The following is a 12,894-nucleotide window of genomic DNA, read 5'->3' on the forward strand; positions in this document are numbered from 1 at the left end:
TCTTCTATTATATAAATATAATACTATTTAGTTTAGATATGTCTGTTTAGATATTCGTCTAAGTAGTATTATATTTTTTTAATAAAAAATTAATTTTTGAGATATAATATAATTCTTATGTTTTATTCTAACTTATTAAAATTTGAAAAATAGAAAAATTAAATCAAATAATCCAAATAATAAACTTTCTTTGAAAAAGATTGTCATATATAGTCTTTTTCAAATTTTGCTGGCGTGCATTGTCATTCCTGCGCTTGTTTTCTATGGTCCTTTTTCAAATATTAGGGATATGTGGGTTGAGTCTGCAATGACCACTTCCAGTCATCAATTTCTGGCTACTCTCTTTTTACCTGAGCAGAAAATAAAAACTATTATGGATAAAACCAATTCTATTATTTTCGGCAATTCCGATCCAAATCTTCTTAAATTTGTAAATCATCATGACAATACTATCAATGTGTATGAGATTAAAAGTAAGTATTTTGTAGGTAAGGTTTTGCTAATAAAGGATCCTACTCGAGTAAAGGTTGGCGTCTCGAAGCTCCTCCCAAAAGAAGGTCAGACTGTTAGCCAGATTGCTGATGAAAACAATGCTATTGCCGCTATAAACGCTGGAGGGTTCTTAGGCCTTGAGAATGGTTCATGGAGCGCTACTGGTGGTGTTCCTGAGGGTATTATTATCCACGATGGGAAGGTTTTCTATAGCGATTTTGTAAACGATAAAATTAAGAGAGATATTGTAGGTTTTACTGCTGAAGGGAAGTTAATAGTAGGAAAATTGAATTTTGATGAAATTAAGAATCTTGATATAAAAGAAGCGGTAAGTTTTGGGCCTCCTCTTATCGTTAATGGACAGCCAATGATAAAAAACGGCGATGGCGGTTGGGGAATAGCTCCTAGGACTGCAATTGGTCAGAAAGCTGATGGAACTGTAATATTTCTGACTATTGATGGCAGGGCGCTTGAAAGTGTAGGCGCCACCCTTAGAGATGTTCAGGATATTATGCTTAAATATGGTGCCTATAACGCTGCCAACCTTGATGGCGGCTCGTCTACTACAATGTTCTACAAGGGAAGAGTAATCAATAATCCTTCTAACCCTCTTGGAGAGAGAACTGTGCCAACAGTTTTTTTAGTTAAATAATCTCCTATGAAAAAAAGATTTTTAACCTGGTTTATCATACCTGTCTTGATTCAAATCTTGATTTTACTTTATATAAACAATGTCTTTCTTACTTCTGGAAATATTGATATAAAACAAATTACTGATAATTCTGATTTGCCTAAAGAAATTAAGGTTAAGCTCGCTTACAAGGCTAATTACATTAATGCTTCATATGATGGAAAGTATATTTCTTTTTTAAATGACGGCAAAATCTTTGTTTTAAATTCTAAGGATTCTAGCTTACAAAAGATTATTGATGTGGATGATGGGGCTGTAGAATATTATACCTGGCTCCCGGACAGGGATAGGATTTTGTACTTTTATAAAAAAAATCTGGGTTACGAATATGAGATTTCGTTGGTCGCTTATGACTTTAATAATTTTCATTATATGGAAGTTGGAAAGATATATGTTCGAAGTGGGGAGGACGTTAAAGATGTAACCCTCTCAACCTTAACCAATATGATTTATGTGAATATTGTTAATAGGCTTGGCAATAGCACCCTTTATAGAATAGATATAATGGGTCAATTTGATCATGTTTACTTGCCCTTTAATAGAATCAGCAGAATGTCTGAATTAAGGCACAGAGATCAAATTTTTATACAGTCAACCGATGGAAGAATATATCTATTTAAAAATAAGATTGGCAGCCTATTTTTAAATAAGGGATATGAGCTTTTGGGAATCGGTCTTGACGACTCCGTTTACATAGGAAAAGTTGAAAATAACAGTATTACAAAAATATTTGTTGGCAAGACAGATCAGATTTTTAGTAATTGGAATGAAATTAATTTAGAAATTCCTGTAAATGTAAATTCAATTTTAATTTTCCCGAAGAACAACGAAGTTGGATTGCTAAAATACAATAATGAAATAAAAATTATTTCTTCAGGAAAAGTAATCTCTCCAGATGGGCAATATATTGACCATAATGAAAACTATATTATTTATAAAAACTCAAATCATATTATTTTGAAGCTTTATTAGCGACGCCTACTTATTTTACCTGCTTTGGAAAAAGATATTTTCCGCTAAATGTTCCATAAATAGAGCTAATAAAAGTTAATATCCAAAGAAATGTTAAAAGCGTTGCAAGAGCTACTGTGTACCAATAAACGTATTCGACTTTGCAGTATTGGTATATGCTATAGCTTGACAGCGTATATGCTGCAAGAGGAAATATAAATGCCCACCAAGAAAGTGTAAAAGGTATATGTTTCTCGCTTATCAGATATTTTAAGGTTATTATAACAACCAGTAAAAATGCCCAAACGCCAAAACTCCAAAATATTGCACCCATAAAATTAATTGTCCCCAATCCTGCTGATTCAATTATATTTAGAGATGCTGAAACGTCTGCAATACCGAGCAGGCTAAGCGTTCCTACTCCTATTGGACCAAGTATTATCCAGAAGGTAGGCGTCGCAACAGATCCTGGCAATTTGTGAACTATAAATCTATTTAATAGAATGCTGTTTAGAAGGATAAATAAAGAAAGACCAATCCCAAAAAAGATGATGTCTGTAAAATTAACCGCACGTGCATATTCTATATTTGTGTTTAGATAAGATCTTGCTACCATATTTCCCAAAAGAGGAACGACTATTGTTGCAACTGGGGGTATATACCATGAGAAATTTATAAATTCTGGTTCTATTTTTTCTTTAACAACCATATTGTAAGTTACAAGAACTCCAAATATCAGACAAAGTATTACGCCATTTAGCCATAATAAATTACCTATAAATACAATATTTTCGTGGCTGAAAAAATCTTTGCCTATTAGAAAGAAGTTCGTTCCAAGTACGAGCCCTCCAACTGGCATTGTTGGGAAAAAATTTGACATTATTGGATGGCTCAAATCTTCTAATAGCTTATTGATGTGTAAAAACCATCTCAATACCCATGGAATTATTAAAATCAGAAAAAGAAAGATATTTAAAAAAAACAGCGATTGAGCGACAATCTTTAAAAAGGTAAAATGTGTACTAAGCGAATATAAAACGTTTGCAAGACCGCCTGTGCCCATGACAGAAGCAAACCATGCTGGTGAAAAGTGCTTGATTAACGAATTAAAATCGTTTTCAGCCATATAAATTCCTCCCAATATTAGTTATGAAACATATTTCATTAGTAAATTATATCATAAAACTTATTTAATTTTATAATATAGTATATAGTTCAATTCTATGTATTCTTTATAAGATCAAGCAGTTTTGAAATATTTTTGTTGAACTTGGACGAAGAATATACGAATGGATAAAAAATTTAGCCAGAAATTATCTAAAAAATAATTTCTGGCTAAATTTTTAAATGAAGCTTTTAAGAATTAGCGAAAATCTTTTTCTAATCTATCTCTAAAATGATCTATTGCCTTTTTCATATAGTCTTCAGAAATCTTTCCAAATGGAGCTGGGGTTTCAAATATTCTTTTTGGGAGATCTAAGTGGCTTGGCAGCCATCCTTCCTGAGTTTTATATGACATCTTTTGTCTATAAATTTCCATACCTAACTCTTTAAGCTCTTCTTTCGTTAGATCTATGCCGACTGTTTTTAGACAATTTATAGTATTGTCAAAATTTAGATATATTGCCCTTGCAAAGAAACAAACCACAAGGCTTGATAGAATTTGCCTGTTTGCCTCTTCTTCTATTAGGTTGTCTACCAATTTTTCTGGTTCTGGATAGTCTCCTTTCAGGCTCTGATCCATGCTGTAGCCTGCATTGTCCAGATGACTGTGTCTTGCTCCTAAAAACCATCCAAGGTGGGTAGCTGCTCCGGTATGATATCCTGGCATCTCATTTTTTCCAAAGTTAAGTGCAAAATCTTTGCCACCGTAAATTTCTGATGCATAACTGGTGCCTCTTGAAAGCGCTTTATAAAAATCATTTGGCATTAATACAATATTTTCTAAGCCTTCAATATACTTCTCCCAGTCTCCAAAAGAAAACTTAACCAATGTCTCGCTTTCAGTAACAATATTTTTGTTAAGCATCTCTGTGGCCCAGGCAAGGGCTACTCCAGATGACATTGCATCAAGACCTAACTTTTCAGTTCTGTCCATCAACTTCAGAAAACCCTTAGCGTCTTTGATTCCAAGCATCGTTCCTAGCGAATAAATGGGTTCGTAATCATATCCAATCATAGATGTCTTGTAAAAATATTTTTCTTCTTCGTGCGGATCTCTGAAGGCTGCTATATGAACGCATGCAACTGGACATCCAGTGCAGGCTATTCTTCTGCCCAGATAATTTTGAGCAAGATTTTCCCCAGAGAGCTCAGCTGCACCCTCATAAGAGATTTTATTTAGATTTTCAATAGGGAGGCCGCCAATTTCATGAAGAGGGAGGACATTCACAGCGGTTCCAAGGTCGTGATATTTCTTCATCAGGCTTGATGTGGTTTCATCCAAAATATTTTTATAGACTCTCAAATATGCTTTTGGGTCTGTTAAATTTATCGTTCTTTTACCCGCTATCACTAAAGCTTTTAAATTCTTACTGCCAAAAACTGCTCCTAAACCCAATCTGCCAAAGTGTCTATATGTTTCAGTGTTTAGCGATGCAAAACTTACAAGATTTTCTCCAGCTCTGCCTATTCTCATTATGCTTCTTTGGCCTGAAAAGGTCTCTCTTTGTCTGATTATCTTTCCAACGGTGATTGCATCCTTTATTCCCCAAATAGCCCTTGCATCATGGAATCTAACTTCATTGTCAAATATTGAAAGATAAATTGGAATGTCTGATTTTCCTTTAATAACTATTGCACCGTATCCAGCCATCATAATGCTTACTGCGCTTCTGCCGCCAGCGTGGCTTTCCCCAAGGTTGCCTGTCAAGGGGGATTTGAACATTGCTACTGTTTTGGATGCAAGAGGATAAAGAGAAGTAATAGGTCCTACTGCAAATATTATTGTGTTTTCCGGGCTAAAGGGATCTGTATCTTTTGGACACTCCTCTTTCAATAGCTGAATTCCCACACCCGATCCGCCTAACCACTTCTCAAACAAATCGGGCCTTGATTTTATCGCAAAACTCTTTTTTGATAAGTCTATATAAAGAACGCGAGTAAATTTGTCTTCAAACATTTTCTTTACCCCATTCCTTGTTAAAATAAAGTACGTGATGAGGGCAGTTCATGGCACAAAATCCACAGTAAATGCATATATTTGGCTTATTTGCCTCATTATCCCAGAATATTGAATTTACCGTACATGCCTCAACACAATTTTTGCAACCTATGCACTTTTCTGAAATAAGATTTACCCCTCCATCTTTTCTTACTTCAAGAGCATTTGTGGGGCACACTGCTGCACAGGGTGGGTCTGAACAGGCTCTGCAAACTAATACAGTAAAGCCCTTTTCCATGCCGCCCGAAGAATGAACTGCGATCTTTGACTTGGCAAGTCCTGCAAATCCTTGCCTTCTGACACAAGCGAGCATACATATTTCACATCCTACACAGCGATCTGGATCTATTATCTCTATTCTCATAGGTTGTATCTCCTTTTTGCTGGCTTGCTTTATTTAAAATTATTTTTTAGTTGGAAAAGCTAACTCTCCTCCATTGTATCCTATAACTGCTGTAAGTGGAGTGAGAAGCAGTATTAGGATTAGATAGATATATGTTGAGGTGTGGGGGTTGGCGTGTATTGAAGAGAGTATTGATGGATTGTTTAATCTCATATATAGCAATACGATGGCATCAAGATCGACTAAGATGGTAAATATTATTTTTAGTTTTATATGGATAGATGGGTTTAGCCTATAGTTTAGCCACCAGGTAAATAATCCCGTAAAAATTGCAGGTATAGTAGAAATTAGACCTGCTGTAAAAAGATAAAAGGAAGTGCTCTCAAAAGATTTGTGCCCGAAAAACAAGAAAATTAATGCAAACAAGCTAGAACCCATCATAAAAGCCAGTGGCAAGTGTACTGAAATAGGGTGGGGATGTCTTTTCAAAGTTGGGTGCGCTTCTAAAATATTATTTAGCCAGGTGGGCACTCTTTCGTCTTGGGGGTCTTCTTTGTATGTCCCAATGACGGTTAACCTTTCCAACATGCTTTCGTTGTGAGGCGCTGCTGATATTTCTGCTGTGAGGTCCTTGCCAGAGGTATGGGTATTCATGTGTGTCCCAGTTTTCCATAGTTTGCTGCCTGTGGCGTCGTACACATTTCCTTTGTAGGCAATATAAACGCTCTTATCATCTTTTCCGTTAAACTTTTTCAGTGAACTTTCAGTGAACTCTTTCACGCTCACACCCCGCTTTTTAATATAATTATTATTATAACCTAAATCTTGTGTGTTATAGCGAGCTAAAGAATTATAAAAGCGCTCTATAACACACAAAGGCTATCGAAGCTGAAATTTATTAATTAAATAGACGACAAGAACAAATTTATTCGTGTGAGTGAAAGTGCAGGTGGTCTCCTGTATGGACATGTTTGTGAAAGTGTTCATCGATAAGATTTACCTTTATAAGCAAATCTTTGTTGTTTAAGATTTCTTCTGGCGATCCTGATGCAATGATTTTGTGGTCTTCAGAGAAGACATAGACTTTGTCAGCCAATTCATATATTAGATCAAGGTTGTGGGTGGATATAACTACGGTTTTATTCTGTTTGTGAAAGTCTTTTATAAGATTTATCAAATGTCTTTGAGTTCTGGGATCTAAGCCGTTGGTTGGCTCATCTAATAATAAAACCTCTGGCTCGATTGAAAGTATGGATGCAATTGCTTCTTTTTTCTTCTCTCCACCGCTCAGCTTGAAGGGTGGTCTGTCTTTAAGTCGTTTCAAGCCCAATAGATCTAAAGTTTTTTCTACTCTATCCCTGACAGCAGTTTTGCCTAATCCTAATTGCAAGGGTCCATAGGCTATTTCATCCCAGACCGTTGGGTTGAAGAGCTGAACGTCTGATTCTTGAAAAAGAAACCCTATCCTCTTTCTGAACGAGTAGAAAAATTCTTCGTTTGAAAGGGTCTCTTCGGTTATAAGATTCCCAAATGCATAAAATTCTCCCTCTTGAGGGAATATAAGGGCATCTAAAATTTTTAACAGGGTTGACTTACCGCACCCGTTTGCCCCTAAAAAGATTGATAATTCTCCCTTTTTAATTTCCAAATTAATTCTTGAAAGCGCTTCTTCACTGCTTGGGTATCGATAACTAATTTCTTTTAGTGCAAAAATATTATTATTTCCAGACAAATAAATGATCTCCTCCGATAAAGAATAAACAAACTATTATTATGAAAAATAGCCAGAGCCAATCGAATGCTTTCAATTTAAACTCTGTAAGAACCAATGTATTTCCATTATAACCTCTTGAAAGCATTGCAGAGTAAACTTCATTGCTAATGAAATAGGATTTTCCAAGAAGTATAGACATCGAGTTTGATACGAATTTTCTTTCCTCACCTGTAGTTGTATGTCCTACACTTCGGCTTTTCTTTGCAGTAAACATATCAACTGTTGTTTGCAAAAGAAGATAAATATATCTGTGAGCCATTTCTAAAATTGTGATGAATATAGTCGGTATACATATTTTACTTAAGGCTTTTAACAATAGCGACCATTTTGTAGTAAGAGTTAGCAATAAGCTCAATGAAACACATATTCCAACTCTGAGCACCAATACAACAGCAGCCAAAACTCCTTGCTTGGTTATGGATATAACTTGTGGAATTTGCCAGAACAGAACTTGAACAGGATGTGGCAATTGAAATAAAATTAATAGAGGCTCACCTGGTAAAAATGGACTGAAAATAGTAGGTATCACCATAACTCCAGTAAAAAGAGGAACAACTAACCATATTTTTTTTAAAAATGAGCCAAGAGGAACGAGCGACACCTTTGCTAACCAGATAACCCAGAAATTGAAAAATAATAATACCAATGGTTGATGGATAAAGTTCGCAGAAATTATAAGCAGCAGTGTCGCTAAAAAATTGATCCTTGGATCAAGGTTTTGTAAAAGGCCGTGCCGGGAAGCTATCTTCCCGGCAACAAATTCTTCTTTCATAACATTATTTAATTCATTGATCGTTTTTTCCAAAAATCCAGGTTTAGTAGATTTTGTAAAACTTAATTTAAAACACTTTGGACACATATAACCACCGTTTTAAGTTATTTAGTTTCATGAATCTCCTTATCTTTATTTTTCAAAGTTTTCCCAAACAAGTATGTGATAAGGCTTATAAGAATTATACCAACTATTGCTGCTGCTATGTATCCTACTGCAGATTGTAAGAAGCTCTGGTCAAAACCCGGAATGCCATAATCTTGCATAAGTGCGTGCCACTTGTCGGACATCTGAGCGAGACCCTCTGGAACAAACCCAATCTTGTCCTTTATTTCATCTGCTCCCCATTCTCCCCATGCGCTACCTGACGCAAGAAGTCCGAGTGGAGTAAGGACTGCAACTATTGCCATACCTATCCAAATTTTTGCATAGCCAAAAGCTTTTGATGGGGCCTTAATTTTTTCTATACTGAGCATTTCTGGGTTGCTTGCCTGTAAATATTTTATTGCAAGTGCAGTTACTACCCCCTCAACGGGGCCAGCTACTGTCAAGTGCGCGAATGCCATTGCTGGTACTGCAAGACTTAATGGATAAGGACAGTACAAGGGAACTCCCGCAGCTGTATGAAATAGCAAAGGTTGTAGTCCTAACTCTATTCCTGCGCAGATTGCTGCAAGAACTATGCCGATGTAGCCTGCAATAAACCCTGATATGTACCGCCTTGCACTGGATATATCAGAATTTGTTGTTAATATTTTGTAAATGAAATAAGAGCTAAATGGCAAAACAAAAGCCATATTAAAACAGTTAGCACCGAAAGAAAGTATGCCTCCGTCGCCAAAGAGAAGCGCTTGGATTGCTAAAGCGATTGTTATACACAGCGTTGCAGCCCACGGACCAAATATTATTGCAAGAAGTGAACCTCCAACTGCATGTGCAGTAGTGCCATCTGGAATTGGAACGTTGTACATCATTATTACAAAAGAAAAAGCTGCACCAAGTGCCATTAACGGCACATATTTTTTATTAATGGTGCTCTGGACCTTTTTTACCGATGTCCACCAAACAGGAAGCATAACAGCTCCCATTACCGCGCACGTTTGCGGACTAAGATAACCATCTGGAATGTGCATTTACTCCTCCCTATCCTCGTGATAAATTTTCTTTCAAAAAATTTTGTAATCTAAGTAGATTACGATAAAAAATTTAATCTTACACCCCCTTTAAAAACCTTGTAAAAACAAAAGCCATGAAAGCTAACCCTTTCTGGGGTTAAGAGCCTTCATGGCTTATTTGTAACTAAACTATCACTTTTGTATTTGCCTGTCAAGACCCTTGTAAGCTTTAAGTTGGACAATAAAAATTAAAAAATTTGCCTAAGAGTCCTTTCTAGGGATGATTTTTGTTTATGATATCCTGGTAAGTAAAGAATTTTTTCTCTATCATTGAAAAGCTTATGTCCATAAATAATGCAATAAGAATTGCTGGTATTGAGCCAGCCAGAATTTTATTTATGTTAAAACTTGCCAGACCTTCAAATATTATTGATCCAAGACCACCGCTTCCAATTATAGCGGTCAAGATAGCGACAGAATTTGACAATATAGATGCAAACTTTATTCCAGCAAATATTGATGGATAGGCATTTGGAAATCTTATATATCTTAATATCTGCCACTCGCTCAAACCCATTCCTTTTGACGACTCTAATACTAAAATATCTATGTTAATTAGTCCATCATAAGTGTTTTTTACAATAGGCATCAATATTCTAAGAAATATTGCCAATATTGCTGGCTTAAATCCTATACCAAATAAAGGCACAACTATAGCTACCACTGCAAAGCTAGGTATTGCCTGGACTAAATTGCAAAATCCTATTATGAAATTTGCAATGTGGCGATTTTTTAAAGATATTACCGCAAGGGGTATGCCTATAACTATGCTTAAGATTAAAGATATGTATGTAAGCAGTATGTGAACGTAAAATGAGCTTAATATTTCGTCAAACATTATTGAATCTCTTTTGTAAAAATCTTTCAACCAGATAGGCCAATGCGTCAAAAAAAAGGGCTAATATCCCTACCCATACTGCAGATACATATATTAAGGTTTTATCATAAAGCTGTACGCCAGTTTGAATGCTAGCGCCTAGACCTCCTGCTGCAATAAGACCGCCAAGCGTTACTACACCCATTGTAAATACGATAGAAATTCTGATGCCTGAAACTATCGTAGGTAGGGCAAGCGGAATCTCTATTTTTGTTAGAATCTCGAATTCGTTTAAGCCAATGGAACGCGCTACTTCAATGTAATTTTGTTCAACGTTATTTAGGCCTACATAACAGTTTCTTGCAATTGGCAGTATCGCATAAAGAACTGATACGAAGATCGTGGGCTTCATCCCAAGTCCTAAAAATGGAAGCAATAAAACTAAAAGTGCTATTGTGGGCAGAGTTTCTATGATATTTAAAATATTAAATACTATATTTGACAATTTTTGTGCTCTATGTAAGACGATGCCTATGATTAAGCCAAACACAATCGACAACAATATTGCAATTGAAAACATATATATTTGTTCAGCTGTTCTTTGGACAAGATCTTGAAAATTTATGAAGTTTATAATTTCAGAAAGCTTTATCATATAAGCCTATTTAAAATCTCACTTGATAGGATTATGCCTATTGGCATATCTCTTTCCAATACGACAGCAATTGATATATTTGATTTTTTCATTTCAGCCAGTGCGTCATAAAGTGGCTTTTCTGGGCCAAATTTTAGCGTTTCTTTGTTGTAAAGGTTTTCAATTTTTTGATCGTTTTTTATAAAATTGCTATTTAAAAGGGCTTTTAGGTCTGTTGTGCCTAAAAATTTATCTTCTTTAACAATGATTCCAAATTCTATATTATTTTTCAACATAAATTTAATAGAATCAGAAATTTTTGCTTGTGAATCAATCGTATAATTTTTCACTGGTATCATAACATCTCTAACTTTTAAATTTGAGATGTGTTTATACTTTTTATCCGACTCTACAAGGTTTAAAACGAAAGAGTCAGCAGGGTTTAAAATTAGATCGTTTGCCTCACCAATTTGTTTTATTTTTCCGTCTTTCATTACAGCAATCCTGTCACCAAGTCTGAATGCTTCTTCTATATCATGGGTTACAAATACAATAGTTTTTCCAAGCACCTTCTTGATCTGTAAAAATTCATCTTGCAATTGTCTTCTTAGTATTGGATCGACAGAACCAAAAGGCTCGTCCATTAGAAGAAGCGGTTGGTTTAGTGCTAACGCTCTTGCAAGACCTACTCTTTGCTGCTGTCCACCACTTAATTGATTTGGGAATTTTCTTAGATAAATTTCATCTAAGAAAACTATTTTTAAAATTTCTTTAACTCTTTTGTCTATTTTTTCTCTGGGCCAGCCCTCAAGTTTTAAAATTAAAGATATGTTGTCCTTTATGTTCATATGAGGGAAGAGCCCAACTTGTTGGATTACGTATCCAATATTTTTTCTTAATTTCACTACATCGAGATTTCTTATGTCGTTGTTATTGATAAATACGCCGCCGCTGTCGGGCTCAACCAACCTGTTTATTGTTTTTAAAAGAGTTGTTTTTCCGCATCCACTAGGTCCGATTATCACAAAGAGCTCTTTGCCATTTATTTTCAAACTTACATCGTCTATGGCCATAAAATTGCGATAATTTTTTACTAAATGGACGATTTCTATACTATCTACATTTTTAAAAATCATATTATTTTATTTCTACTTTTTTATTAAACCCTTTTTGATCAAAAATTCTTTTGCAATGCTATCCGCACTTTCTTTTTCAACGTCAAATTTATAGTTTAGTTTTCTCATTTCATCTGTGTTGATAACGTTGTTCAACTTCTGAAGTACTTTGATAGCCTCCGGGTATTGTTCTGCAAATTTTTTGTTCACAATGATTATTGCGTCATACGGGGGCAGGGCAGATTTGTCATCTTCTAAGACTTTGAGCCCAAACATATCCACTCTTGAATCTGTGGTGTAGCTTGAAATTGCGTTTACTTGATTGTTCTTTACGGCCTCGTACATTAGCGTGGGTTCCATCTGTTTTACGTTTCCAAATGAGTAGCCGTATATCTCTTTTATCCTTGGCAGGCCATCTTGTCGGGTGGCAAATTCTGGATCGGTGCCAAGGGTCATTGATGGAGCATACTTTGATAGCTCGCTCAGGTTATTTATATCGTGTTTTTGCGCAAAATCCTTTTTTATCGCTATAGCATAGTCATCTCTGAAGCCAAGCTTCGCAATGGTAAGTATTGAATATTTAGATAGCATTTCTTCTTTGCTTTTCTCGTAAACATAATCTGGGTTCCAACTCTTCAAAGGCGGCAGCTTTAAGATTACATTATATGCCGTGCCTGTATATTCAAGATAGGCGTCAATTTGATCCTTTTTCAATGCTTCAAAGTTAATTAAAGATCCGCCCAGGCCTTGTTTTATCTCTACATTAAATCCATTTTCTTTCAATAGTATTGCCATCATATTTGCAACTATATACTGTTCATTAAATGGTTTCGATCCAATGACTATGGTTTTAGTTCTATTGTTGTTAGAACAACCTATAGATACAAATGAAGCAACTGCAATTACTAACAAAAGAACAAAAATCTTTTTCACTAAGCCACCCCTTTCTGATGATTAGATTTTATTA

13 protein-coding genes are annotated in these 12,894 nt (G+C 35.4%); 2 read left to right on the plus strand and 11 right to left on the minus strand.

Annotated elements, in window-relative coordinates; translation table 11 throughout:
• The first annotated feature begins 190 nt into the window (after window positions 1-190).
• On the plus strand, window positions 191-1,144 hold the full coding sequence (locus V4762_RS06050; protein WP_347314888.1) for a phosphodiester glycosidase family protein: 954 nt from the start codon (window positions 191-193) through the stop codon (window positions 1,142-1,144).
• Between the two features lie 6 nt (window positions 1,145-1,150).
• The gene (locus V4762_RS06055) at window positions 1,151-2,155 is read left to right on the plus strand and encodes a hypothetical protein (protein WP_347314889.1); all 1,005 of its coding nucleotides are present in this window, start codon (window positions 1,151-1,153) and stop codon (window positions 2,153-2,155) included.
• A 10-nt stretch (window positions 2,156-2,165) separates the two neighbouring features.
• Here V4762_RS06055 and V4762_RS06060 read toward each other — a convergent pair whose 3' ends face one another.
• From V4762_RS06060 to V4762_RS06110, 11 genes are all read right to left on the minus strand, one after another.
• Window positions 2,166-3,260, minus strand: a complete 1,095-nt coding sequence (locus V4762_RS06060; protein WP_347314890.1) for a TDT family transporter — start codon at window positions 3,258-3,260, stop codon at window positions 2,166-2,168.
• A gap of 237 nt (window positions 3,261-3,497) precedes the next feature.
• Complete coding sequence (locus V4762_RS06065; RefSeq protein ID WP_347314891.1) at window positions 3,498-5,255, minus strand: aldehyde ferredoxin oxidoreductase N-terminal domain-containing protein; 1,758 nt, start codon at window positions 5,253-5,255, stop codon at window positions 3,498-3,500.
• Window positions 5,248-5,661 (minus strand): 4Fe-4S binding protein, encoded by a 414-nt coding sequence (locus V4762_RS06070; protein ID WP_347314892.1) that lies wholly within the window; start codon window positions 5,659-5,661, stop codon window positions 5,248-5,250. The genes V4762_RS06065 and V4762_RS06070 overlap by 8 nt, the downstream gene beginning before the upstream one ends.
• Before the next feature lie 39 nt (window positions 5,662-5,700).
• A complete protein-coding gene (locus V4762_RS06075) occupies window positions 5,701-6,420 on the minus strand; it encodes a DUF2231 domain-containing protein (protein ID WP_347314893.1) in 720 nt (239 codons plus the stop codon).
• A gap of 145 nt (window positions 6,421-6,565) precedes the next feature.
• Window positions 6,566-7,372, minus strand: a complete 807-nt coding sequence (locus V4762_RS06080; RefSeq protein ID WP_347314894.1) for an energy-coupling factor ABC transporter ATP-binding protein — start codon at window positions 7,370-7,372, stop codon at window positions 6,566-6,568.
• Window positions 7,359-8,273 carry a cobalt ECF transporter T component CbiQ gene (gene cbiQ, locus V4762_RS06085; protein ID WP_347314895.1) on the minus strand — a complete coding sequence of 305 codons (915 nt, stop codon included), beginning with the start codon at window positions 8,271-8,273 and terminating at the stop codon, window positions 7,359-7,361. The genes V4762_RS06080 and cbiQ overlap by 14 nt, the downstream gene beginning before the upstream one ends.
• A 17-nt stretch (window positions 8,274-8,290) precedes the next feature.
• A complete protein-coding gene (cbiM, locus tag V4762_RS06090) occupies window positions 8,291-9,319 on the minus strand; it encodes a cobalt transporter CbiM (RefSeq protein ID WP_347314896.1) in 1,029 nt (342 codons plus the stop codon).
• Between the two features lie 256 nt (window positions 9,320-9,575).
• The gene (locus V4762_RS06095) at window positions 9,576-10,199 is read right to left on the minus strand and encodes an ABC transporter permease (RefSeq protein ID WP_347314897.1); all 624 of its coding nucleotides are present in this window, start codon (window positions 10,197-10,199) and stop codon (window positions 9,576-9,578) included.
• Entirely contained in the window at window positions 10,192-10,833 is a 642-nt protein-coding gene (locus V4762_RS06100) for an ABC transporter permease (protein ID WP_347314898.1), read from the minus strand. The genes V4762_RS06095 and V4762_RS06100 overlap by 8 nt, the downstream gene beginning before the upstream one ends.
• Entirely contained in the window at window positions 10,830-11,948 is a 1,119-nt protein-coding gene (locus V4762_RS06105) for an ABC transporter ATP-binding protein (RefSeq protein ID WP_347314899.1), read from the minus strand. The genes V4762_RS06100 and V4762_RS06105 overlap by 4 nt, the downstream gene beginning before the upstream one ends.
• A gap of 12 nt (window positions 11,949-11,960) precedes the next feature.
• Complete coding sequence (locus V4762_RS06110; protein WP_347314900.1) at window positions 11,961-12,860, minus strand: glycine betaine ABC transporter substrate-binding protein; 900 nt, start codon at window positions 12,858-12,860, stop codon at window positions 11,961-11,963.
• Between the last annotated feature and the right edge of the window lie 34 nt (window positions 12,861-12,894).

Origin of the sequence: Thermodesulfobium sp. 4217-1 (assembly GCF_039822205.1) — a bacterium.
Taxonomy (GTDB): Bacteria; Thermodesulfobiota; Thermodesulfobiia; order Thermodesulfobiales; family Thermodesulfobiaceae; genus Thermodesulfobium.